The organism is Streptomyces sp. NPDC043896 (genome assembly GCF_056435605.1).
On record NZ_JBWKEE010000024.1, the window covers coordinates 58,027 to 80,887 of the forward strand.

Below are 22,861 nucleotides of genomic sequence, written 5' to 3' on the forward strand. Positions count from 1 at the left end.
CCTCCTCTCAGTAGGCGAGCCGGGTCGTGGTGCCCAGCACGGAGTACGTGGTGTCGTCGAGTGCCCACACCGCGTCCGTGTGGGCGCGCGAGCAGTGGTAGGTGATCAGATGGGACTCCTGTCCGATCTGCTCGGTGTACCCCTCGACCATCGCCGAGATCGTCGAGGCGGCCGCCTCCGCGGGCAGGCTGGTGATCTCCAGCACCGAGGAGATGTCCGCGTCGAGCAGCGCCCGGTAGGTGGCGATCGGCATCGTGTACGCCTGCACCGGGACCTCGCGCAGCTCGGGCTGCGGGACCGCGTACCGGGATACCGTCCAGTACGCCGCGTCGACGACCTCGGCGTCGGTGGTCTTGAGGATGGTGGTGGTGCGCTGGTACGGGCCGAACGCCGTGATGGACGACGGCGCCGTGATGCGCTGGGTCGCTCCTCCCGGGCGCGACGCCGTCACGGTGTTGATCAGCTTCTGGTCGTCGATCGGCACGTCGACCGAGTCAGTCTCCAGATCCGCATAGGTCAAGCTCACGGCGGTCGGCGAGTTGTAGCGCACCGTCCGGCTCTGGAAGAGCAGCGCGTGCCCGTCGCGGTGGCTCGCGAGTTTCCCGCCCTCGGTCTCCTCAACCTGCCGCATCATCTCCAGCGCGGACTGACCGCCGGCACCCTGGGACGCCACCGGGCTGAAGTCCCCGACAGCGTCGATGGCCGCGATGCCCGCGTACCCGGCCAAGCGCATGACCCGGTCGTCGGAGTCCTCGCCAGAGAAGCCGACGGCACCCGCCGTGTAGTGGCCGGTCAGGAGGCTTGTGGTGATGGACGACGTGTAGATCGCGACGTGCGCGACGGAGCCGTCCCAGACCGTTCCGTTGCCGCCGATGCTGCAAAACCGCAGGGCGTACATGATGGAGACCGTGATGGGGATCGCGCTGCCGCCGTTGATGTGGGCAGCGGCGGTCTCCTCCTTGTAGACGAGGTGGTGCCAGGCTCCGTCGGCCAGGTTCGTGCTGGTGATCACGTTGGTGCTGAGGCTGCCGCCGGCGTTGGTGTGCTGGATGACGGGATAGCCGCTCGCGTTGAGACCGAACGCCATCTGGTACTGGAAGCTGGTGCTGCGGACCGACAGGAACGTTCGGTTGGCCACTGTCGTCTTGAACCAGGCCTCGAAGGTGATGTAGTCGCTGGTCGTCGACTCCTCGACGAAGACCCCCATGTCCGCGTCCATACGGATGCCGTTGGCGGATCCTGCCGGAGCAAGGCTGATGGCGGTCTGCTCTGTAGCGGCTGGACCCGGCTGCTCACCGAAGGCGAAGGTGCCGCCGGAACCAACCTGGGCGCTGACGAGAGATCCGCCGCCGGCTCCGGCGATGTCGCCTCCAGAGGTGGACGTCGACGGCTCGGTGAGGGGGTAGTAGACGACGGGGCTGAGCTGGAGGACCTCCTCGGTCAGCAAGCTGTTCAGCTGCGGCAGTCGGCCCAGGTGCTTGAAGAGATCGGTGGCTGTGACGGCCACCTCGCTGTGCAGCCCGGCCCAGCCGGATCCCCACTGGTTCACCATGCCGTAGAACCGCCAGTGGCTGACCGACCCGTTGCTGTCGAACGAGGTCGCGGCGGCGCCCAGCTCAAGCTGGATGTCGTCGACCCACGCGACATCCCCGAAGGTGGGGAGACCGGCGGTGGTGGTCAGCTGCACCGTGTGGCTGGTCGACGTCGCGGTGAACGTCAGGCTGATCCGCTCCCACGCGTTCGTCGTAGACGAAGCGGTGCCCAGGGTGGTGTTGTCTAGCATCCAGCGGACGGCCGGGTCGCCGGTGGGCACCCACACCCACCCGGAGATCGTGTACGTCCGCCCGATCTCCAGGCCGTACGCGGTGTGCTGGACCACCCCGCCGTGGGCCAGCACCACACTCCACGTGATCTTCAGGGAGTAGGTGCCGCTGTGCGCCCGCGCCGTGTCCGTCGCCAGGGTGGCGGCGAACGAGACCGCCGGCGCGTACCAGGGCGCGACGAGCCCGTCCTCGAAGGAGGGGTTCTCGGTGAGGTTCTTGCCGGCGGCCGTCAGCACCCCGAGCTGGACCGGGCAGTTCGGCCGGACGTACGGGTAGTACGGGCTGCTGGCCAGACCGGGCGAGAACCGGCCGTCCGCGTTGTCCAGAGTGAACGACAGCGTGGACGGCTGGGTCTGCGACACCTCGTCCGAGGCGCCGCGCGAGATACGGATCCCCGCGGCCAGGTCCAGCCACGGGGACAGGTCGGTCCAGTCCACGGACAGGGCGGTCGGGGCGTACCCGAACGCGCACCGGAGTACCAGCCGCATCGTCATCGCATGATCACCCCCGTGTCTAGGCCGTATGTCCGCTGGAGTTCGAGCAGCATCCGGCGCAGCTGCTGGCCCACGGCCACCGGGTCGAGTGCGCCCTGCACGGTGATCTGCGGGGCGAACGTCACCCCGCCGCCCCCGGCGGACCGGACGCCCGTCGCCGCGACCGCCGCGGACGACTCGCTGCCGATGGCGGGCAGGCGACCCTCGTTGATCGCCTCCAGGAACGGGACACCGAACCGCGCGACCGAGGCCGCCCGGACGACGAACTCGCCGTTGGACAGCATGTGAGGGATGCTGTCCGACGTGCTCGTTCCCGGCCCCCGGATGAGACCGCCGGTGGCGAAGCCGGGCATGTACCCGGCGAACGGCATGATCGTCTGCATGACCCGCAGGACCCGGATGTATACCGTCTCGTCCGGGATGGACCGCAGGTCCCGCTTGGCCTGCGCGACCTTGGCCTCCAAGTCCCTCTTGTTCGCGAGGAGCGCCGCCCGCTTCTCCGGCGGCACCGTCCGCAGATCCCGGTTGGCCTGGGCAATCTGCGACTGCCAGGCAGAGATGTTCATCTCCAGCCGGTTCCTGGCGAGCCGCGGCCCCACCGTCGCGCTGAACGAGGCGGTCATCGCCTCAGCCGACGCGAGCCCGCTGATGAACTTGCCCTTGAACTGGTCGAACTCCGACGAGGCCGTGCGCAGCTTGTCGCCCACGCCGGGGATCCAGCCGAACGCCTTCGTCGCTCCGCCCAGGATGGCGTCCATCGCCCCGAGCGCCCAGATCGACAGGTTCCGGAACCCCGACATCAGCGTCGGCAGCGCAGCAACGCCGGCCTGAACGAACCCGACGATCGCGTCGGCGCCCCGCCGCCCGAACTCCATCAAGCCGATCTTGTTCTCCATGATCAGCGCGTGCAGCCGCTGCAAGGGCCCCTTGACGCCCTCGATGCCGGCCGTCGCGGGGAGGAAGGCGTTGGCGATGGCCCGGCCCGCGCTGATGAACGCGGGCTTGAGGTAGTCGATCATCAGGCCGATCGCCTTCAGCCCGTAGTGCAGGTCGTCGATGACCGGGCGCGCGAGGCGGATCCCGAAGCTGATCGCGTCGAAGAGCCCGGCGAACGCCTTGCCGGCGCCCGCCAGGGTGGTTCCGAGGATGGGGCCGAAGGTTCGCGAGAACTCGCCCGAGAGGCGGCCGATGGCGGGCAGAAGAGAGTTGATCATCGAGAACAAGCCGGTCAGGAACTTGCCGCTGCCCTCGACTCCGGTCTCCAGCCCCTTGAACATGCCAGGCAGGCCCTTAGCCAGCAGATCACGCAGCCCGCCCGACAGCGCGGTCAGGGTCGGGCCCGACGCTGCGCCGAACGTCAGGAAGCCGCGCGACAACCCGCCGAGCCCAGAGGTCAAATCCTTGACGAACACCCCGCCGAGCTGGAGCACGCGGGTGAAGTCCTTCTGGAACCCGGCATCCTTCATCAGCCGGCCGAGACCGGAGGCCGCGTTGCCGAACCCGCCACCCATCTTGACCATGGAGTCGCCGACGATCCGGATGGCCGGGTCCGCCTCCTTCAGCGCCTTGGTGAACCCTGGCAGCATGGCGGCCTGGATCTTGTCGCCGAACCCCTCGAACTGCTTCTTCGTGTCGACGAGCTGCTTCGTGAAATCCCGGGCCTGGGGGGTGAGTCCCTTCAGTGCCTTCGCGAACTCCTCCTTGCCCTTGCCAGCGGCCGCCATGGCCTCGCCGATGCCGGAGAATCCCAGCCCGAGGGTCCCGGCCGCGACCCCGGCGCCAGCCAGCATCGGCACGACCGCGCCCAGCGCCGGCAGCAGCGAGAACCCGGCGATGCCCGCCACCGCCCACAGGGCGCCGCCCAGCCCGCCGCCCTTGCTGCCAACGTCCGCCGCCGCGCTCGCCGCGGCCGCGCCTACACGCCGGATCGACGGTGCCGCGCGGTCCGTGTTGCTGGTCAGCGTGCGGGTCCGTGCCGCCGAGGAGTCGGCTGCCGCGCCCATCTCCGCGACCTCGGGCGCTGTTTCGCCGGATGCCTGCGCCAGCTCGGCCGCGGCAGCGGCCGCCGACACATACCGACCGCGCAGATCCCGGAGCCGACCGTTGGAGTCGCGCGTGAACCGGGAGACAGCCTCGTTCGACTCGTCGGCCGCGTCACCGATCGCCTGCACGTCGGGCGCAGCCTCGGCGGCCTGCTGGCCCATCGCCTCGGCCGCGCGGCCTGCTGCGGCCATGCTGCCGGCCAGCTCAGTCAGGTTGCCGCCCGCGTCGCGGGTGTAGGCGCGCATCTCGCCGCCGGACGCGTCGACCGCGTCGTTGATGCGGCGGTGGAAGCGGTCGGCGGACTCGCCGATGCGCCGGAACACCGGGCTGAGCTGGTCGCTGCCGTCGAGGATGAACACCATCCGCTCAGCCATGATCGCCTCCACCCTTCGCCGCTTCCGCCTGGTGGCGGTCGATCCAGTCGCAGAAGATCTCGAACTCTTCGACCGTCAGCTCATCGACGTCGCGGGGGCCGAGATGCAGCAGGTGGGCGAAGAGACCGCAGTACCTCAGCCGTCGCTCGGCGAGATCTCCGCCGTCGCCTCTTTTGGGGGCTCGGCCGCTTCCTTCAGCGCGACGTCCACGCACGCCGGATCGGCGGCGTACACCCGCAGCTCGGCGATGGCCTGCGACTGCTGCTCCGTCGGCAGGCGGAGGATGTCGGCGGCGTAGAGACGCACTTCCCGCTCGTCGAACCGGCTGGTCAGCTCGGACGCCAGGGGATCGAACTCGGACCAGCGCAGGGACGGCTGCTCGCGCTTGAGTAGCACCCAGGCGACGCCGCGCAGCGCGGTGGGGTCGTCGTCCCGGACACCGAGCTTGATCTCGGACCACGTCATGTCCGTGGTACGCGCGACGATCTGCGCCTCCGAGGTACGGACCGCGCGCATGTCGAAGCGCTGCTCAGGTGTCCCGCCCTCGGGCGTGTACACGATGATCAAGAGGGGTTCTCCGTTCAGTCGATGCGGGCGCGGATGTCGCCGAGGATCCGCTCGACCTCGCGCTCCATGCGGGGCCGGTGGCGGCGGATCGTGTTCTCCCACCACAGCGGTGTGGTGGTCTGGGTCGCCCACCGGCGCCGGTTCCCGAACACGGGGTGGCGGATGCGGCCGCTGTTCATGACGGCCGGCATGCGCCGCAGGTCCGGAGGCAGGGCACCCCGGTCGATCCACACCCTCGCGCCCGGGTTGCCGGTGGTCCGGACCGTGATCCGGATCGCGGCGGCGATCGTGGCGCGCAGCGGCCGCGTCGTTGGGGACGGGCCGCTGCGGCCGGCGCCGCCCGCGCTGCGGATCGGCAGGGTCCGCACCGTGCGCTGGAGGTCTTCGCGCAGCGGCTCGGCGGCGCGCCGGATCCGGCGGTGCATGGCGGCGCGGACGGGCGGCCCGCCCGCGGCCCGTAGGCGGGCGGACAGCTCCAGCAGGCTGCCCGTGTTGAGGATGCGCATGTCGCCGGTCATGGCTACACGGCGGTGTCGGTGCTCATGTAGGTGATGGCAACTTGGTTGGTGCCGTCGTAGAGCGCGGTGAACTGGTACGTGGGCTTGATGACGTCGAAGCCTTCCATCACCGGTGGAGCCTCATCGATCTTGATCGCGGGCAGGGTGATCCGGAACGTCTCGTCGTAGGAACTGGCGATGTTCGCGCCGATGAACTCCAGCACGAACGAGGTGGCCGCGTCTGAGGTGTGCAGGTCGTCGAGGGTGGTGTTCACGTAGTCCATCTCGACGCTGCCGGTGATCTTCACCAGGTCGTTCGCGATGGGCTCCTTCTTCAGCCCGGCCTGACCGGCGTAGACCCGGTCCGTGGCCATCGGCCGCTCGAACTTCACCGACACCTTGCGGACCCCGTCGAGCGCCGCCTCAGAGGCGTATGTGCCGGTCTTCACGGCCATCTGCCCGAAGTGGAAGGGCTTCCGGGACGGGTACGAGGCGCTGGCCAGGGTCTGGGCCTCGTCGCAGGTCTTGCCGTCGATCTCCCACGACGACATCAGCATGCCGCCAGCCTCGCAGCTGAATTCGGCGCCGGTGACCTTGCAGCCCAGGAACGACTTGTCCGTGACCGTGCCCGTCGTGAGCGGCACGCCCTTCTGGATGGTCAGCGACTTCCCGAACGAGTCGGCGAGGGTGTGTGTCTGGAGGTAGGCTGCCGAGCCGCCCTGCTGGGCTGGCGTGACCGTGGTGCCCATCAGGGCCTGGAGCAGCAGCCCCATGCCGGTGTGGGTCACCTCCATGTCGATCGACCCGGACACCTCTACCTGGGTCAGTACACGCCGTGTCGACAGGGCGAGCAGCCGCCCAGCCGCAACGCCGGCGCTCGTCGCGGTCGTCTTCTTCAGGACGAGCGATTCCTTGGTGAACTCGAGGAAGCGCGTCGGCGCCACGAACGTGCCGTATGTGACCTCGGCGACCATGCCGAGCTGACCGCCCAGACCGGATCCGATCGCCATCAGACGTCACCGTCCTTCGTCTTGGCCGCGGCCTTCGCCGGGGCGGTCTTGGGTTCCTCGACGCCCTCCCAGTTGGGGGGCTGGCAGACGTAGCCGCCGTAGCGGGCATCCGGCACCTCGACAACCTCGTCGGGCTGCACGACGCGGCCGCCCAGCTCGGGCACAGTCACCGCCTCCGCGCCGACATAGCGAACCTTGGCCATGGGCCTACTCCTTGATCAGATGCGGGCCCGGCAACGGACCGTGACGGGAAGGGCTGCGAGAACGCCGTCCGCCTGGACCTGGATCAGGTCTCCGGCGGTGAGGTGCGCCCACTGGACCGTGCCGTTCAGCGTGGGGGCGGTGGGCGCGGTGTCGGTGGCGCGGAGCGCGTTCTCGACCTCGGCGAGGATCTCGAACGCGCGGCGCCGGCGGGCGGCGATGTCGGTGCCGCCCGAGCGGGACTCGATGTAACAGGCGATGTCGAAGTTCTCGTCGCGGGTGCGGGCGCCGGCCGACGCGAAATCCTGGTTCAGGCTGACCGCGACATCGGCCCCGGGCTGGAACCCGACGAACAGGCTGTCTCCGGCGAGGTTGGTCGTCGGGGGCCCGTCAACCACCCTGACCTTCGCTAGGCCGGGGGCGGCGGCCAGGATCGCGAGCAGCGCATCGACCGCGGCCGGGACGGCGGAGGTTGCCATCAGGCCACCCCCGGCGGGAGCCGGTGCGGCTCCATCAGCTGCATGGCCCGGTTGGGGATGGCGTACCCGAACCCGGCGACGGGCTCGGTCACGGAGAAGTCGTCCCCGCCGCCGACTCCGGCCAGCGCCCGGGACGCCCCGTACTGGGTACGCCACAGGTGTTGGAGGATGATGCGAGCCGCCGACGACAGGTTCGCTGGGACCAAGGTCCGGCCCACGACGTAGGTCATCCGGAGGGGTCCGTACAGGCGGCCGCCGTCCAGCCGCCGCACGACGCCGTTGCTGTCGATGTCCAGGCTCGCGCCGGGGTACGTCTCGGAGCCGGTCAGGATGCCGACGGCGGAGGTGACGGACAGGACCGGCGTACGGCGCAGCGCGAGCTGGTAGGTGCCGCTGCTGCCGATCGTGTGGTCCTCGACGACGGTGCGGCGGACGCACGGCCCGCACAGCCCCTCGATCAGCTCGGTGACCGACTCCAGCCACTCCCGGATCTGCTCGTCGTCGCTGGTGTCGCCGGGGGCGTACCGCAGGTGGCGGCGGCCGTCGGCGAGGGACAGGATCAGCGGTGGCGCGGCGGCGCGCACGTCGACCATGTCGGTGTACGCGGTGCCGGGGCTGGTGAATGCCCAGCGGACGCCGTGGCGGCCGGGCTGCACGGTGGGGTAGTCGGCGGTGTACAGGCCTGTGTCGGCGGGCGGGTTGGTGACGCTCGGGCTGGTGGTCGTGCCGTCCGGCAGGGTGATGGTGAGCGTGACGGCTGCCGCGTTGGTGAGCGTGCCGGCCGGGTCCCGGCATTCGGCCTGGAGTCGGACGGTGTCGCCGAGGTCGTACGGCACGGCTCACCTCCTACTCGGCAGCGGGGGCGAACTCGTCGCGGTGCTTGAGGATCCCGGCGCGGGCCTGCCCGTGCTCCTCGGCGTCGAGGATCCGGCGCCGCTCGTCCTCGTCGTCGGTCGCGGCCAGAGCGGCGAGGACGCCCTTGACGTTGTCGGCGCCCGGGTCGTACGGCTCGGGCGGCGGGGGCGGCGTGCCGACCGTACGGACCTCGCCGGGCCCGGCCGTGGCCGCTTCGACCCGGTGGGCGCGGCGGGCGGCGACGTGGGCGTCCACGTCCTCGAACAGGTGGGAGTGCGTGCGGAGGACGGGGTCCTTGTCGGTGACGAGCTGGCCACCGGCGTACACGATCGGCTGGCCGTCCCTCCACACGGTGAACGGGGCCGTGCAGCGCTTTGCCATGACGGGGGTTCCTAGCTGTGGGAGATCGGACGGCGGCGGGGGAACGCGCGGACGATTGTCGCGCCGAACGTCCCGCCGCTGGTGGCGCCGCTGGTAGTGACGGACGCGCGGAGGTAGCGCTTCGAGCCGATGTAACCCAGCTCGTAGACCACGTCGTCGTCTGCCGCGACCAGGGTCGGCGCAGCGCCCTGAAGGTCGGCCGCCGCGACGGTGCCCCAGGCGCTGTTGTCGTCGGACTCCTGGAGGATCACGGCATGCGATCCGTCGGTCATGGTGCCCGTGTGGACGATGAGCATCGCCGACCGGCAGGCGTCCTTGTTCTGGTGCAGGTCCACGGTGGTGCCGTTGACGGTGCCGTTCGTGCGCGTCGCGACGGTGATCGTCGCCTGGGCCCGCGCCAGGCCGTACAGGCTGTTGCGCATGTGCGGTTCTCCTTCCGGGAGAAGGGGCCCCCGCCAACACGGCGGGGGCCCGGCGGGGATCAGGTGACGTTGAGCATCCGGAACGCGCCGTCGTTCACGCTGTCGGCGCCGACGCGGTAGTACGCGTACCAACCGCGCTGACCGGTCGGACGCCGGTTCGCACCCACGAGGTGCGGAATGAACTCGACGGTCATACCGACCCGGTCGGCGATGACGTAGTTGCTCCAGTCGCCGTACACCGCGAGGTAGTTCTCCGCGGACCCGGTGACCGTGCCGTCCATGTCCTCCGCCTCCAGGGCCGGGCGGCCCAGGAGCATCGGCGGGACGTCGGCGCCGATGCGTTCCCACATCTGCGCGCCGCCACCGGTGTCGAATTGGCGGACCAAGTTGTAGACGGCCCTGTTGGCCACCCACGAGGCGTTCGCCCGGTAGCGGGCCGGGAGCGCGTTGTCCGTCTTGTAGATGTCGGCCGCGGCGAACGTGTCCGTGGTCGTCGAGGTGACGATCGAGCTGGTGCCGGTCAGGGCCGTGATGATGCCCGTCGGCTGCCCGGACCCGGAGCCCGTGGCGAACGCTGCGGCCTCCAGGACGTCACGGCCGAAGGCCAGGAGCCCGGCGACCTCCTGGGTCGCGTTCGCCTCGTCCTCCAGGGCCTCGATGGAGATCGGGACGAAGCCGGACGCCTTGTGGATCGGCACGGTGGGCTGGGCGAACGTGGTGGTGTCGTCGGAGACCTCCGCGCCCTCGGCGTCCCAGCTCCACGACACCGCGCCGGAGGACACGCCGTTCCAGACGTCGCCGGTCGCAACGACCTTGCGGGCAGCCTCGCGGATCTGGTTGCGGCTGCCGTTCGCGGTGATGATGACGGTCGGGTCCAGCTGGAACGGGACGAGGTAGCCGCCCGCGCTGTCGGTCAGCGACATGGCCCGCTCCAGGGCCCGCTGCTCCTCAGGCGAGATCATGTGGCCCCGGCCGCGCGCGACCTTGGACCAGGCACGCAGGTACTCCGGCGAGGACGTTGCCAGGCACAGGCGGGCGATCCGAGAGTCCGCGTCGTCGAACCGCTCGATGATGTGCGTTCCCGCCGAACGAACGCGGTCGTTCGCGCCCGACATCCTCTCGATCGCGGACAGTGCGCGGGCCCGCAGCTCGCCCGCGACCTCTTCCTTCGACCGAGAGAACGTCCGCATCTCGGAGAGGTCCCACGGGTTGCGGAACCGGCGGTCCTCGACCGAGTCCGGATTCAGGATCGGGTCGGCGTCGTACCCGTCAGAGCCGTACGACGTCCCGGCCGCCGGACGGACGCTCGCGGCGGACGGCCGGCGCTCGCTCACGGTCGCGGCGGAGCGGACCCGCTCCAGCGCTGCCATGCGCTCCAGCTGCCGGCGGTGCTGGTCGACCTCGGCGAACTCGCGAGTCAGCTCGTCGAACTGCTGCTCGTCCTCGGCCGTGAGGTCCGTCTTCTCGCCGAGCCGTTCCAGCTCGGCCTTGATGTCCTGGAGGCGGATCTTCGCCTGCGGGTGGGAAAGTTCCATGGCTACGCGTCCTTCGCGTCGATGAGCGCCAGCGTCTCGTTCATGCGGCCGGTGATCTCTCGGATCTGTGCGCGCAGGCGGTCGGTGGCAGGGGATGAGGACGGGTGCCCATCGGCGGGCGGCGCGTCGGTCGTGCTGGGGGCAGGCGGGTGCTCGGGGGCGAGCGGCGCGCCTTGGAACTGGCGGAGGGAGTCCCGGACGGCGGCCGCCATCCGATCGGGGTCGATGCCGCCGCTGATGTCGACGACGAGGTGTTCCCCGCGCTGCACCTGCCCGGGGGGGCCGAACAGGATCGAGGCGGCTACCTCGCGGCGCAGTTCGGGATCCTCAGGCACGGTCGGTGCAGCCGCATCGCGGGCCAGGGACTGGCGGATCTCCCGCGCGGCCTGCCCGTCGTGGGCCAGCTCATCAGCCATGCCGCGGGCCCGAACAGACACCGCGGTGCCCCCGTACGCGGGGAACACGACCGGGCCGAGTTCGCGGCACCGGACCTCGATGATCTCTCGCTGGAGCGGCCCGCGGTCGCCGGGCATCCACAGCAGCTCGCCGACCTCCTCGGGCCGGACCACCTTGCCCGCAGCGTCGCGCCACTCCTCGCGGATCACCTCGAACCGGAACGACATCCCCGAGACGGAGCCCTCGGCGATCGCGGCCCGGACCGGCTCCATAAGCCAGTTGTCCGAGATCCGGCCCTCGACGTACAGGCCGTGGTCGTCCTCGCGGAGGTCGGTGATGGTCCCGATCGGGATGGAGCCGATCAGCGGGTGGTGCCCGTGGTCGAACTGCATGACCGGCGTGGATTCGCGGATCGTCTTCCGGAAGGCGCCCTTGCGGATCGTCTCCGAGAACGCCCCTTCCCAGGAGTCGATCTCGGTCGCCTCGCCGAACACGGCGGCGTACCCGGCCAGGGTCCGCCCGTCGTCCCCCTCCGGGGCGCTGGCGCGGAACGGCGCGGACCGGGTCAGGTCGCGCGCGACGGCGTGTGCTGTGCCCATCACGGGCCCTCCTCAACGGTCGGTGGCGCCGGCTGGGCGGCGGTCGGCAGAGTCGATCCGGGCGGCTGGAGCTGCACGGAGTACAGGCCGGTGTGGGCCAGGAGTCCGAAGTCGCCGGCCTCGACCGCGGCCACGGCGGACTCGGGGGTGAAGCCGGCGTCGGCCAGGCCGCGGATGGTTTGCGCGCGCCGCCAGGCGATCTCTGCCGCGTCCTTCTGGTCTTCCCGCAGGAACGGCACGTCGCGGGGGTCGCACCACAACCTGATGGCCCCGCTGTCGCCGGCGGTCGCCGGGCGGACCAGGTGGGCGAAGCTGCCAGCGACGTTGGCCCACAGCGGGTGGATCGTGCCGTCCGCGAATCGGCGACGCGCCTGGCTGTAGTTGGAGTAGGTGGCCGCGGCCAGGCCCTCGGACAGGCCGACGATGACCGGGGGCACCCCGGCCGCCGCGGCGATCCGAGTCTCCCCGGCACCCTGGACCCGCGAGAAGTCCATCTGCGAGAAGGAGTTCCCGACGACCTCGACGTCCGCGCCGCCGCCCAGGTACAGGGTCTTGTAGGCGTTGGCGGCGCCGCGGTGCCCCGCGTCCATCTTGGCCACGAACCGCTCGAAGGCGTCGACGCCGATCTCGCGCGGCATCGTGACCACCAGGTTCGGGGTTGCCGCGTTCTCGAAGAACCGCTGCTTGTGGGCGCTCATGAGGCCGTCGGTGGCGGTCTCCCGGAGAATCGGCGTCATCCACGACATGCCGCGGTACGTCGCAAGCGGGTCGGGCTTCGGGGCGAAGTGCGCAACCTCTTCAGGGAGGAACGGCACCGGCTCGCCCCCGCTGTGGGGGCCGTTCTCGGTGTATAGGTAGCCGATCCGCCGCCACCCCAGCACGCCGCCACGCAACTGCCGGGGCTCCAGGATGATCTGAATCCAGTCGGGGCGCAGACGTACGAGTTCGTCACCGTCGCGGGCCCAGTACGAGTTACCGGCGAGGTCGGCGTCCTGGATGACCCGGGCCAGCAGGTCCTGCGTGGTGCCGCCCGGCCAAGGTTGTTCCAGGAGTCGAAGGTCTGTGCTCCCGAACATCTCGGACGGCCGCCCGTTGTTGAGGCGCTGCCAGGTGAACCGCGTGCTGCTGAACACGTCCTTGCGGACGTCCAGGCAGGCGCTCAGCACGCCGTTCGTGGCCGCCCGGACGGCGTACCCCTGGAAGTCGTTCGGGACCGGCTCCGTGGCCTGCTTGGGCATCGTCTGCTGGATGCCCATCGGGTAGTACGAGGCGCCGCCGAACTGGAAGCTGTTGACGTAGTCCTCCAGGCTCCCGATCTGCCGCTCCTCGACCGGCGCGGTACGGGCCCGGCGGGCCTGCCAGAGACTTGTCACGGGCTACCCCTCTCCGAGCGTCGCGGCGGGTCCACATCGGCCAGGAGCAGGCAGTAGGCCACCAGCAGCACCCCAGCCACGACCAGGGCCACCGGGAGGCCCCAGGCCAGTCCCAGGCCAGCCACGACGAGCAGCCCGCCGAGGAGCACGCCCAGGCAGGCGATCACGGCACGGCTCACCTGAATGCGGCCCATGGCTCCGGCTCCTCTTCTTCGTCGACGCGGGTCCGCAGGCCCCAGGCGGCGAGTGTCACGGCCACCAGGGGGCTGATGTCGACCGAGACGCCGCGGCGGGCCCATGCCCATGCCTCGCCCAGCTCGCGCTTGCGGGCGCCGGCCAGGGCTGCGGCGAGCGGGGCTTGGTCGAGGTGTACGAGGGTCTGCTCGGTCACCGAGTCGTAGAACTGGCCGCAGGCCTGGGCGACCTCGCGGACCTTGGGGACTCGGACGGTGAGCCCGGCCCGCTCAAGGTCGGCGATCAGCGCGCCGGCCGGGCCGCCGCCGTCGACGACCCAGGCACATGGGTTCCAGCGTTCTTGCAGGTCAAGGGCGCGCTCAACAACCCAGCCGACGCCGGGCCGGTGGTCGACGACCTCGACGTGCACGGCGCTGCCCGAGGTGCCGGCCACTCCGATCGCGGCGTGGGAGCGCTCCGGCGTCATGTCGATGGCGAAGCACACCGGATCGGACGGCTGGGATTCAGCGTCCGTCAGAGCCCGCCACGCGTCCTGGCCGATCACCGACCACGCGTCGACCCGCTCGGACGGGTAGTCACCGACGCCGAGCCGCTCGCGCCCGAACACCGGGCCCGACATGGACAGCCGCTCACGGCCGACGTGCTCCTCCGAGATGCGGATCCCGAACGCCGGGTTGGCCTTCGCCCACGTCGCCGGGTCGGCCGGGTCGTCGTGCGCCGTGCAGTCGCCAGGGCACTCGTCGACGTGAGGATCGGCCGACCACTCGCAGTAGGCGAGGGTGGGATCCGGCTCGCCCTCCTGGGCCAGGAGAGCCCGCTCCCGGAGCCGCCCGAGCTGCATGGACGGACCGCCGATACCCGCACTGCCCAGGTACCAGATCTGCGGGTTGGGCCGGGCGGACATGGTGGGCATGAGCGCGCCGACCGCGTCGTCGCCGAGGATCATCGCTTCGTCCCAGATGTTGCAGTCCCCGGAGAAGCCGCGGCCGCTGCCGCCAGAGCGGGCGAGAAACCGTAGCCGGGCGCCGGTGAGGAGCTCGATGCACTCCTCGCCGGTGGTCCGCCGTACGCGGGCGACCCGCCGGCGGAGGGTGTCGGTGTTGGTGACCAGCGCGACGATGCGCCGGAACGCCTCGATGCTGGTCTTGAACTCGTGCGCCGAGTGCAGGATCAGCTGCTCGCCGAGGAGGAACAGGCCGGCCAGCTCGCGGGCTTCGATGATGCCGCCCTTGCCGTTCTGGCGGGGGACGTTGACCGCGACTTCAAACGCGGCCCAGCGGCCGTCGGCGCGCTCGCCGAGACCGACGTCCAGGACGTGCTGCTGCCAGGGGTCGAGCTGGAGCCCGGCCATCGCGGCCAGCTCGACGGCCTCCCGCCCGGAGGAGGAGACGAAGGGCGGCGCGGTGAAAATGCGGGGCCGCTGGGCTCCGAGCCGGGGGAGGTCAGGCGCCGCGCCGTGCGGCGCGTCGAGCAGCGAGGTCATCGAGCCCGTCCTCCTCCGCCTTGCCGGGTGCGACCGCGCGCAGCTTGTCCAGAGTGGCGCGCAGCTCCCGGCCGACGACAGCCGCGGTCGTTGCGGCTTCGGCTCCGTCGAGGTGCTGGGCGAGGGTGATGGCCAGAGAGCAGAGGCCGGGGGCGAGGGTGGTGACGCCGAGCGCGATGATCTCGTCGCGGGTGGCGATCTCGTTGATCATGGCCACTCCCATGTGACACACCGTCACGGTGACGGAGAGTCGCTATTTACCGAGTTCGAGGTTCGCGGTGAAGATCTTTCATTCCGGCCACGCAAAAATTCGGGCGACAAGTGCGGTTTGGGTCGCCCGCCGCCTCGAAATCCTCGACGGCCATGCACCCCCCACCCCTGCGCGAGGTGCCCGTGGGTGTTGCGGTTCGTGACAAGTTTTTGATCAAGAGCGAGAGGCCGAACGGCCAGGCAGGGTAGGGGGTGGAGGGGTCCACCCCGAAGAACGCCGGGTGCCTACCAGGGGCGGGATGCCTGGACTCCTGCTCGCTCGCCCACGGCCCGGCGCCGACGGCTGTACCACCGGGCGGCCACGGCCTCCATGCCGGGGTGCCGCATGTCGCGGCAGCGCTGCATGACGATGTCCCGTCCGGGGTCGACGATGATGATCCGCGCGTCGAGTCGCCGGTAGCGGGCGGTGGCCTTCTCGCTGGGCATGGTGTGGATCAGGTAGACGTCGGTGGCGTCGCGGTGCTTGACCGCCTCGTCGATCGCTGCGAAGCGGGCCCGGAGTGCGACCTTGCGCAGCGTCTCGTCCTGGTTCCAGTTGGGGGCGCCCGGCCCGGACAGGGCGAGGGTGATGCGGTCGAGGTCGATGACGATGTCGGTGGCTGCGGCCCGTGCGGTGATCCAGCTGGACTTGCCTGCGGCCGGGGGCCCGGTCACGACGTAGAGCACGGCGGCGTGCCCCGCTTCCTGGCGAGGTACCAGCTGCCGGACGGGCTGAGCCACGCGGCCCGCAGGGAGACGCCGCACTCCAGCAGGCCGCGCCGTAGGTCTCGGTCGTAGGCGGCGAGGACCAGCTTGGGTGGGTAGTCGTTGGCGAGCACGGCGAAGGCGTTAGGGCCGTGGGCCTCCACTGCGGTGAGCAGTGCCGTGGTGGTGAGGTCGGATCGCTTCATCACCATCTCCTCGACGTGCCTTCGACGCGGATGGTGAGCCGGTTGCCGCGGCGGGAGTTGCACCGCCGGTGTGCGGACCTTGCGTTGGCTGGGTCGAGGAGGTCGCCCCCCTTCGAGAGCGGGGTGACGTGGTCGAGGGTGAACGCGGCCGGGTGGGTGCCGGCGGCGGGGCCGCTGATCTCGTAGGGGATGTCGTGGCCGCAGATCCAGCAGGGGAGGCCGAGGGCCCGCTGCGTCGCACAGAGGGCCCGGTAGCGGCGGCCGTTGCGGGGGTTCTGGGCCACGGCTCGCCCCCTTCTACGAGGCTGGCACGTTCCACTCGGCGGGCCGCGGCAGGATCTGGGTGGTGTAAAGGACGCGCTCGGGTCGCTGGTTGGTGGGGACTGCGAACACGGTCTTGCCGCGCACACAGTCGCCGGGGTTGAGCTTCGCTTCGGCCGGATACTCGGGCTTGGGGAAGTCGCCGTATGTCGTGCCGCTGGGCTCGATGCGTGAGCCGTCGGCGTAGGCGAGGACCCAGGGGAACCGGCTGGTTGCGATGTTGCCCTTGACGCTGCACACCTTGATCTCCAGGGCTGCCCAGGTGTAGCCGGTGGTGCCGAACTCGGCGTCGGGGCTCTGCTGCGCGGTGATGCCCTGCTGGTAGCCGAGCACGGTGGCGGTGGCCGTGGTGGTGGCGGTGTTGGTGGTCACGGCCTGCCCGAAGCCGTAGCGGGTGGCGCTCGGGGATGGCGAAGCGGCTGCGGCCGGCGGGGTGGGGCTCGCGGGCGGTGCCGTCTTCGTGGTGGTGCTGCTGCTGGTGGTGGTGCAGGCGGTCGTCATGAGAATGGCAGCGGCCGCGATGGCGGCCATGGAGCGGGCGTGCATGGGTCCCCCCGGGACGTGAGTTCAGGGGGGCATCATGCGTTGCTGGTGGTGGTCGTGGTGCCGGAGTGGCCGATCTGTGACTCGGTCAGGTGACGGTGAGCGTTCCGGCGCGGCGTACGACGTTCTCGACGCTCGGCGGGTCGATGTTGATCCAGACGTGCCAGTCGCCGCGGCTGAGCGTGGTTGTGCCGCCGGGGCCGACGAGGATCCGCGCGGTCGTGGAGCCGTCCCATTCGCCGTTGAGCCAGTCGCCGGAGCCGGGGTTGCCGCGGTTCGTGTCGGGGAGGAACGCGAACCGCGGCGTGGTCCCGGTGAGGATGGTGCCGGCTGGCGCGGCGGTGACGGTGACGTTCAGGAACTCCCTGCTGCTGGCGGGGATCACCATGGGGCGCTGACCTCCCACTCCGTGCTCGGGGCGCCGAGGGTGAGGGTGACGTTCAGGCGCGTGACGACGGCGGCGAGCGGCTGCGCGGTTTCCGCGGCGGCGGCCGTGGTGAGGGACTTCGTCTTGGCTCGGCCCAGGGGCTGCGCGGTCTCGATGGCGGCGGCGGTGCCGAGGGCGAGGGTCTGGCCGGGCGGGATGTTGACGTAGTCGACCTCGATGACGTCGGGGGTCCCGGCGTCGCGGTGCCCTTCGACGAGGAATGCGAGGTTGGTGTCTGCGGCCCAGGCCGGTGTGCTGGCGGTTCTGCGGTTCGTCCAGGTGTTGCCGTCGGGGCTGGTGTCCCAGTAGAGGGTGCCTGCGGCCTCGCGGAGCCTGAGCCAGGCGTGGTCGGAGGCCGAGTAGGTGAGGAAGACGGCGGCGCCGTCGGCGTAGCCGACGCGGTTGTAGAGGCCGACCGCGTTCTGAGCGGGGTCGACGATGAACCCGGCGTCGGTGCCGCCGGTGCTGCTGAGGACGAGGACGGAGGCGGCGGCGGTGGTCGCGCCGGCGGGCGTGGGGGCATAGAGCCGCAGGGCGACCTGGGAACCGGTGAGGGTGTAGCTGCTCGCGGACTTGAGGCCGGCGAAACCGGTGGTGCAGGGGATGCGCCCGCGGCCGCCGGCTTCGTTGGGGTCGCCGTAGCTGCCGGACCAGCGGACGGCGGTGTCGAGGCTGCCGTCGGCGAAGTCGTCCTGGAGCGTGCCGAAGAGCGCCACCGGTCACGCCCCGGAGGCGATGCGGGCCAGGTCGGTGACGATGGCGGTGATGTCGCTGCCGTCGGGGGTGACGGCCCAGTCGTGCTTGGTGAGCGGGATGAGGTCAGCGTCGGTGCCGCTGGTGGTGTCGGGGTCGTAGCAGATGACGAGGGCGCTGACCGGGCTGCCGGTGGCGGCGGTCCAGACGATGTCGGCCGTGTCGACCTCGACGCGGTCGTCGGTGTCGTTGACGGTCACGGTGACCGAGCTGAGGGCCTTGCGGCCCATGCCCGTCTGCTCGTTGGACGCGCCGGCGAGGAGCGCGGCGAGGGTGTCGTAGTCGCGCATCACGCTGTCCGCGACGATGCCGGTCGTCTCGATCGGGACGGCAACGAGCGCGTCGTTCGCGGCGGGGAGGGAGGCGTAGTGGGCCAGGCGGCCCAGCGCGATGTTGAAGACGATGTTCGCCATGGAGGGCCCTCCCTGGGCTGTGTGCGGGGGTTGCCGCCCGGGGCCCTCGTCCCGGGCGGCTGCACCCGCCTCCACCCGCGCTGGGTGGTCTGGGAACGCGGAAGGCCCCCACCGGGTGTGGTGGGGGCCTCGCGTTGATTTTGGTGTCCGGGCACGCCGGAGATGCCCCAAGGATGGGGCAGCGCGGCCGGGTTTGCAACTGATCGGAGAGAAGAGCCCCCGCCGCACGGGGGGTGGCGGCGGGGGCTCGGGTGGCCAGCGCGGGTCGGGTGGGAGGCGCTGGTACCCCTCCAGGACGGCACACGCTACGCCTCGTCTGGCTGGAACAACACCCCTCTTGGATGGCTGATTTCAGCGCTCCGGCTGGCTGCCGGTCTGGGGCTGTGCCTGCTGCTGGCGCTCGGCCTGCTGCTCGACGAGTCGGCGGCTCTCCTCGTTGCGGCGGAGCAGCTCGGCCTCGCTGATCGTGCTCTGGAACGGGTGGCCCATCGGGTAGCTCCTCGGGGGACGTCAGACGGTGTACGCGCGCTGCTCGGTGAGGTCGGTGACGGTGACCTGGGCCCCCGTCGCGCTGCGCGTGACTCGGATGCCGTTGTTGCTGTTGTTGGCGCTCTGATCTGCACCAACAGCGTCAGCAACAGGGGCCGGAGAGGGGGTGGAGGGGGGAGGGATGTCGGAGACGCGGAGGCCGGTGCTGGTGCCACGGCCGTGCATCCGCACGTCGGAGATGGGGATGCCGGCCGCGGTGAGGACCCGGCGGGCGGTCCCAGGCGGGGCGTCGAGGTGGGTGTCGATCGCGGTCAGGTGGACGTGCGGGGTGCCCAGGAGGCGGGCGGCGTCGAGGACGCCGTCGAGGCTGGGGCCGACGGGGTGGTCCTTGGCCAGGGACACCGGCTCCGGCTCGGCTTCGGGCTCCTGTTCGGGCTCTTCGGCGGCCGGGGCCGGGCGGGGCTTCCAGTCGGGGTGGCCGGCCCGCCACGCGGAGATCAGCCAGAGCCCGAGGGCGGGCCACAGCAGCGACGCGTCGAGGCGGCGGGCCGCGGCGGTGGCGATGCTGACGCCGATCTTGCGGAGGACCCAGGCGGCGGCGAGGAGGATGCACAGCCGGACGGCCCAGGCGAGGCCGGTGGCGTCCGACAGCCAGGCCATGGTGCGGCGCCAGGTGTCGCGGATTCAGGCGGCCACCCGACCGGTGAGGTGCGCGGTGAGGCGCTGGGAGCCGACGGTGAGGCGGCCGGCGGCGGCCCGGATCCACTGGGCGCTCGTGGGGGCGGTCACAGGAAGGTCCCGTGAACGGCGGTGCCGAGGAGCTGCGCGCCGGCCGAGTTGACGGTGGGGATGACGAAGTTGCCGATCACCGCGAAGGTTCCGGTTCCGATGGCGAGGAGCGTGCCGGACCAGACGCCGGTCTTGAAGCCGGACTTGGCGACCTTGGCGACCTGCTTCCGGAGCAGCCAGAGGCAGATGACGAGGGCGGTGACGACGAGGGCGCCGTCTTCCGTCAGGTGCGGGGCGGCTGCGGTGGCGACGACGCTGGACCGCTGGCCGGTCATGGTCGACATGACGAGGTCGCCGAGGCTGTTGCCGCCCCAGCGGAGGACGCCGGATGCGGTGCCGAGCAGGCCGGCGGGGCACGCGACCATCAGGGTGCCGAAGGCGATGCCCGACCAGAAGGGGATCAAGGCCTTCGGGTCGCGGGCGGTGCCTCCTCCGGCCGGTCCCCCGCCGGCGGTCTTCCACCAGCGGGCGTGCTGGACCACGAGGAGGGCGAGTCCGATGGCGAGACCGGCGCCGGTCAGGGCGGTCGAGGTGAACTGTGTGTTCATGTGCGGACTCCGGTGATCAGGTAGACGGCGGTGGTGACCGGCAGGCTGGTGGCGGTGGCGATGAGGGCGGCGGCGAGGAGGATCCGGGCGCGGGCGGCGCGCAGCTTCGGCCGCCAGAGGTCGGGGTGGGCGTTCTCGGCTTCGACGCGGCGGGCGTTGTCGAGGAGGGCGAGCACGGCCAGCGGGATGGCGGCGAGCGTCCACGCCCCGGCGAGGCCCTGGCTGTCGCGGACGGAGTCGAGGACCCAGGCCCACGGGCCGGAGACCGGCATCGCGCAGAGTAGGCAGCCCGCGTTGTAGCCCCAGCGGATCCGGCGCCACCAGGCGGGCCGCTCCGGCTCGGAGGCGGCCCACGAGAGGGTGACGTGGACGTCGACCGCGCCGGGCGGGGGCGGCGCGTACGGCGGCGGTACGGGCGGTCGCGGGGCGGGCGGCGCCGGCGGGGGCTGCCACCAGTCGACGGGGCGCGACGGCGGGGGAGGGCTGGGGGGCTGGGCGGGCAGCGGGGCGCCGGGCGGGATGATCCGTGAGGGCTGGATGGGGTGCGCCATCAGTTGTAGCCCTCCCCGCCCTGGCCGGTGCCGGGCAGCGTGGGCTGCGCGGGCGCGGGCGGCTTGTTGCGGGAGCGGACGGTGCGGACATACGCCTCGTCGACCTGGAGACCCGTGGTGCGCCGCACGCGCTCTACGACCGCGGCCGCCTTCGCGTCCGGGCCCAGGACTGATGCGGCGTCGAGGATTGCGGTGCTCTTCGTGACGCGCCCGGCGGCCTTGACCTGCTGTGCATCAGGCGCATCGTCGCGCTCCAGGGTGATGCGCTGCGGTGCCGCGCCAAGGACCAGCGCCACCTGTACCGGGGAGACGTGGACCCCGTAGGACTTCAGCTCGGCGGCGAGTTCGGCGGGCGGGGTGGTGGGCTTCGCGGAGTGGGCAAAGCGGATCGCGTCGGCGGGGTCCATTCCCGCGAAGTGCTCGCGCAGGACGGCTGATGCGTCGTGGCGCTTCACGGTTTGCGGCTGCGGCGCAGGTGATGCGCTGCTGGTGACGTGGGTGACGACGCGCTGTTTCGTGGCGGCCCAGGCGTCCTCGGTGGCGATGAGCCAGCCCCACAGGCCGAAGCGGGGAAGGGTGACGGGGGTGTCTCCGGCGTCGGCGCGGTGGCGGGCACGGACGGCGGACCAGGCGAGCCCGGAGACGAGGAGGAGCGCCACGGTCGGGGTCGCGAACATGATGGTCGCGCCGAGGTCGCCGTTGATGTGCTGCGCGTGGCGGTGGTTGAGGTAGATGGAGAAGCTGGCCATGGCCAGCGTGGCGAGGTGGGGGCCGAGCGCGGACCGGTTCTCCTTGACGGCCTGTCCGGCGAGGAAGAGTGCGGCGATGGCGGTTCCGTCGTAGACGGCGGCGGTGAGGATCGCGAGGCCGGCGGGGACGCCGTAGATGCTGTGGGCGACATAGTAGAGGGACCAGCCGGTGATGCCGGCGGCGGCTCCGCCGATGAGGGCGAGGCTGGCCCACCAGATGATGCGGGTGCGCACGTGGTGCTCCGGGGTGTGCGGGGCCGGGGCCGCGCGGGTGGTCAGCGCGGGCCCGGCCGGTCGGGTGGGTCAGGCGCGGGCGGGGGCGAGGAGGAGCGCGTACTCGCCGCGGGTGATGTCGCGGGTGATCTCCGGCATGACGGCGAGGAGGTCGCGGATCAGGTCGTCGGCCTCGTCGGTCCAGTCGAGCGTGTCGACGGCGTAGCGCTGGGCGATGGCGAGGCGGGCGGCGTCGGTCATGACGTGGTGCGCGCGGCCGTCGGTGAGGCGCTTGACGGCGTAGGCGAGGCCGGCGCGGACGCGGGTGTCGCGGTCGGCCTGGCGGAGGGCTTCGTCCGGCTGGGAGAGCTGGGTACGCTCGGGCATGGCTGTTCCTCCTGGTAGGCAGGTGGGACGGCTGGCCCCGGCGGAGCTGCGAACTCCGACCGGGGCCGTTCTGCTGTGCTGGATCCAACGTAGCGACCTCGTTGCCATATGGCAACGAGGTCGGGGAAGATGGTGCCCATGGTCGAGGCCGAAGGAGGGCCGGAGATGGTGAGCTTCCGCGAGCTGGCGCGCCGCCTCGTCGCTGACGGGGTGGTGCAGAGCATCACCCATCAGCGCATCTCGAAGATCGCCGAGACGGACCCTGAATTCCCGCCCGTCGTGCCGGTGGGCAGGGCGAAGGCGGTGGACTATCGGGTCGCGCGACCGTACTTCGCCACCCGGAAGAGTCGCCAAGGCCAGCGGACCGATCTTCAGTCAGCAGAGAAGGGCGTCACGGATGGTGCGGCAGATCGAAGGGCAGATGATCCATCGAGCCGAGGGTGAGGAGGTGGCGCTCTACCAGCTGTTCGACTCCGTGGGCGGGTTGCTGTACGTCGGCGTCAGCAAGGACCCGCTGAACCGCTGGGCTGAGCACCGAGCGAACGCCTGGGGGCGGCATGTTGCTCGGTACACAGTGACCTGGCACCCCACCTGAGCCGAGGCTCGGCGTGCCGAGCAGGCGGCCCTGACGGCTGGCGGGGGTGCGCACAACATCCACGGCACGCCACGCCAAGGCAGTCACTGGCGTGCGGTCGCCGCTCGAACGCAGCAGATCGCCCAGAGCGTGCGCGGTACGAAGTGCCCGAAGGCCGAGCCGGCCGACTAGCTGCTGCTCATGCGCCCCCGGTTTT

Annotated in this window: 31 protein-coding genes; 2 read left to right on the forward strand and 29 right to left on the reverse strand. The window is 71.2% G+C overall.

Annotated features, from left to right (window positions below):
* Window positions 1–7: 7 nt before the first annotated feature.
* The 29 genes from AC069X_RS29415 to AC069X_RS29555 form a co-directional block, all read right to left on the reverse strand.
* Window positions 8–2,317 carry a carbohydrate binding domain-containing protein gene (locus AC069X_RS29415; protein ID WP_478733173.1) on the reverse strand — a complete coding sequence of 770 codons (2,310 nt, stop codon included), beginning with the start codon at window positions 2,315–2,317 and terminating at the stop codon, window positions 8–10.
* The gene (locus AC069X_RS29420) at window positions 2,314–4,734 is read right to left on the reverse strand and encodes a hypothetical protein (protein WP_478733175.1); all 2,421 of its coding nucleotides are present in this window, start codon (window positions 4,732–4,734) and stop codon (window positions 2,314–2,316) included. Before AC069X_RS29420 ends, AC069X_RS29415 begins: the two co-directional genes overlap by 4 nt.
* A gap of 135 nt (window positions 4,735–4,869) precedes the next feature.
* Entirely contained in the window at window positions 4,870–5,301 is a 432-nt protein-coding gene (locus tag AC069X_RS29425; protein WP_478733177.1) for a hypothetical protein, read from the reverse strand.
* Window positions 5,302–5,315: 14 nt separating this feature from the next.
* On the reverse strand, window positions 5,316–5,819 hold the full coding sequence (locus tag AC069X_RS29430; RefSeq protein WP_478733179.1) for a hypothetical protein: 504 nt from the start codon (window positions 5,817–5,819) through the stop codon (window positions 5,316–5,318).
* A gap of 2 nt (window positions 5,820–5,821) precedes the next feature.
* Entirely contained in the window at window positions 5,822–6,808 is a 987-nt protein-coding gene (locus AC069X_RS29435) for a phage tail tube protein (protein WP_478733180.1), read from the reverse strand.
* On the reverse strand, window positions 6,808–7,011 hold the full coding sequence (locus tag AC069X_RS29440; RefSeq protein ID WP_478733182.1) for a hypothetical protein: 204 nt from the start codon (window positions 7,009–7,011) through the stop codon (window positions 6,808–6,810). The genes AC069X_RS29435 and AC069X_RS29440 overlap by 1 nt, the downstream gene beginning before the upstream one ends.
* Before the next feature lie 15 nt (window positions 7,012–7,026).
* On the reverse strand, window positions 7,027–7,488 hold the full coding sequence (locus AC069X_RS29445; RefSeq protein WP_478733184.1) for a hypothetical protein: 462 nt from the start codon (window positions 7,486–7,488) through the stop codon (window positions 7,027–7,029).
* A complete protein-coding gene (locus AC069X_RS29450) occupies window positions 7,488–8,324 on the reverse strand; it encodes a hypothetical protein (RefSeq protein WP_478733186.1) in 837 nt (278 codons plus the stop codon). The genes AC069X_RS29445 and AC069X_RS29450 overlap by 1 nt, the downstream gene beginning before the upstream one ends.
* 10 nt (window positions 8,325–8,334) lie before the next feature.
* Window positions 8,335–8,724 (reverse strand): hypothetical protein, encoded by a 390-nt coding sequence (locus AC069X_RS29455; RefSeq protein WP_478733188.1) that lies wholly within the window; start codon window positions 8,722–8,724, stop codon window positions 8,335–8,337.
* Window positions 8,725–8,735: 11 nt separating this feature from the next.
* A complete protein-coding gene (locus AC069X_RS29460; protein WP_478733190.1) occupies window positions 8,736–9,146 on the reverse strand; it encodes a hypothetical protein in 411 nt (136 codons plus the stop codon).
* A 59-nt stretch (window positions 9,147–9,205) separates the two neighbouring features.
* Entirely contained in the window at window positions 9,206–10,681 is a 1,476-nt protein-coding gene (locus AC069X_RS29465) for a phage major capsid protein (RefSeq protein ID WP_478733192.1), read from the reverse strand.
* 2 nt (window positions 10,682–10,683) lie between these two features.
* Window positions 10,684–11,676: an HK97 family phage prohead protease gene (locus AC069X_RS29470; protein WP_478733194.1), complete on the reverse strand. Its 993-nt coding sequence runs from the start codon at window positions 11,674–11,676 to the stop codon at window positions 10,684–10,686.
* The gene (locus tag AC069X_RS29475; RefSeq protein ID WP_478733195.1) at window positions 11,676–13,049 is read right to left on the reverse strand and encodes a phage portal protein; all 1,374 of its coding nucleotides are present in this window, start codon (window positions 13,047–13,049) and stop codon (window positions 11,676–11,678) included. The genes AC069X_RS29470 and AC069X_RS29475 overlap by 1 nt, the downstream gene beginning before the upstream one ends.
* On the reverse strand, window positions 13,046–13,243 hold the full coding sequence (locus AC069X_RS29480) for a hypothetical protein (RefSeq protein ID WP_478733196.1): 198 nt from the start codon (window positions 13,241–13,243) through the stop codon (window positions 13,046–13,048). The genes AC069X_RS29475 and AC069X_RS29480 overlap by 4 nt, the downstream gene beginning before the upstream one ends.
* On the reverse strand, window positions 13,225–14,727 hold the full coding sequence (locus AC069X_RS29485) for a terminase (protein ID WP_478733198.1): 1,503 nt from the start codon (window positions 14,725–14,727) through the stop codon (window positions 13,225–13,227). The genes AC069X_RS29480 and AC069X_RS29485 overlap by 19 nt, the downstream gene beginning before the upstream one ends.
* Entirely contained in the window at window positions 14,687–14,950 is a 264-nt protein-coding gene (locus tag AC069X_RS29490; RefSeq protein WP_478733200.1) for a hypothetical protein, read from the reverse strand. The genes AC069X_RS29485 and AC069X_RS29490 overlap by 41 nt, the downstream gene beginning before the upstream one ends.
* Before the next feature lie 272 nt (window positions 14,951–15,222).
* Entirely contained in the window at window positions 15,223–15,663 is a 441-nt protein-coding gene (locus AC069X_RS29495) for an ATP-binding protein (protein WP_478733202.1), read from the reverse strand.
* Window positions 15,648–15,887 (reverse strand): hypothetical protein, encoded by a 240-nt coding sequence (locus AC069X_RS29500; RefSeq protein WP_478733204.1) that lies wholly within the window; start codon window positions 15,885–15,887, stop codon window positions 15,648–15,650. Before AC069X_RS29500 ends, AC069X_RS29495 begins: the two co-directional genes overlap by 16 nt.
* Window positions 15,887–16,171, reverse strand: coding sequence for an HNH endonuclease (locus tag AC069X_RS29505; RefSeq protein ID WP_478733206.1), 285 nt, complete (start codon window positions 16,169–16,171; stop codon window positions 15,887–15,889). The genes AC069X_RS29500 and AC069X_RS29505 overlap by 1 nt, the downstream gene beginning before the upstream one ends.
* Window positions 16,172–16,184: 13 nt before the next feature.
* Entirely contained in the window at window positions 16,185–16,754 is a 570-nt protein-coding gene (locus AC069X_RS29510) for a hypothetical protein (RefSeq protein ID WP_478733208.1), read from the reverse strand.
* Between the two features lie 85 nt (window positions 16,755–16,839).
* The gene (locus AC069X_RS29515; RefSeq protein ID WP_478733210.1) at window positions 16,840–17,139 is read right to left on the reverse strand and encodes a hypothetical protein; all 300 of its coding nucleotides are present in this window, start codon (window positions 17,137–17,139) and stop codon (window positions 16,840–16,842) included.
* On the reverse strand, window positions 17,133–17,894 hold the full coding sequence (locus tag AC069X_RS29520; protein ID WP_478733212.1) for a hypothetical protein: 762 nt from the start codon (window positions 17,892–17,894) through the stop codon (window positions 17,133–17,135). The genes AC069X_RS29515 and AC069X_RS29520 overlap by 7 nt, the downstream gene beginning before the upstream one ends.
* 3 nt (window positions 17,895–17,897) lie before the next feature.
* Window positions 17,898–18,344, reverse strand: a complete 447-nt coding sequence (locus tag AC069X_RS29525; RefSeq protein WP_478733214.1) for a hypothetical protein — start codon at window positions 18,342–18,344, stop codon at window positions 17,898–17,900.
* A 351-nt stretch (window positions 18,345–18,695) separates the two neighbouring features.
* Entirely contained in the window at window positions 18,696–18,833 is a 138-nt protein-coding gene (locus AC069X_RS29530; RefSeq protein ID WP_478733216.1) for a hypothetical protein, read from the reverse strand.
* A 21-nt stretch (window positions 18,834–18,854) separates the two neighbouring features.
* Window positions 18,855–19,493, reverse strand: a complete 639-nt coding sequence (locus tag AC069X_RS29535) for a hypothetical protein (protein WP_478733218.1) — start codon at window positions 19,491–19,493, stop codon at window positions 18,855–18,857.
* Between the two features lie 125 nt (window positions 19,494–19,618).
* Window positions 19,619–20,170, reverse strand: a complete 552-nt coding sequence (locus AC069X_RS29540; RefSeq protein WP_478733220.1) for a hypothetical protein — start codon at window positions 20,168–20,170, stop codon at window positions 19,619–19,621.
* Window positions 20,167–20,721 (reverse strand): hypothetical protein, encoded by a 555-nt coding sequence (locus tag AC069X_RS29545; RefSeq protein WP_478733221.1) that lies wholly within the window; start codon window positions 20,719–20,721, stop codon window positions 20,167–20,169. Before AC069X_RS29545 ends, AC069X_RS29540 begins: the two co-directional genes overlap by 4 nt.
* The gene (locus AC069X_RS29550; RefSeq protein WP_478733223.1) at window positions 20,721–21,704 is read right to left on the reverse strand and encodes a DUF2637 domain-containing protein; all 984 of its coding nucleotides are present in this window, start codon (window positions 21,702–21,704) and stop codon (window positions 20,721–20,723) included. The genes AC069X_RS29545 and AC069X_RS29550 overlap by 1 nt, the downstream gene beginning before the upstream one ends.
* Window positions 21,705–21,773: 69 nt before the next feature.
* Complete coding sequence (locus AC069X_RS29555; protein WP_478733225.1) at window positions 21,774–22,070, reverse strand: hypothetical protein; 297 nt, start codon at window positions 22,068–22,070, stop codon at window positions 21,774–21,776.
* Between the two features lie 138 nt (window positions 22,071–22,208).
* Between AC069X_RS29555 and AC069X_RS29560 the strand changes: the two genes are divergently transcribed.
* Together AC069X_RS29560 and AC069X_RS29565 are read left to right on the forward strand one after the other, a co-directional pair.
* Window positions 22,209–22,514, forward strand: coding sequence for a hypothetical protein (locus AC069X_RS29560; protein ID WP_478733227.1), 306 nt, complete (start codon window positions 22,209–22,211; stop codon window positions 22,512–22,514).
* Complete coding sequence (locus AC069X_RS29565; protein WP_478733229.1) at window positions 22,492–22,665, forward strand: GIY-YIG nuclease family protein; 174 nt, start codon at window positions 22,492–22,494, stop codon at window positions 22,663–22,665. The genes AC069X_RS29560 and AC069X_RS29565 overlap by 23 nt, the downstream gene beginning before the upstream one ends.
* The last annotated feature ends 196 nt before the right edge of the window (window positions 22,666–22,861 follow it).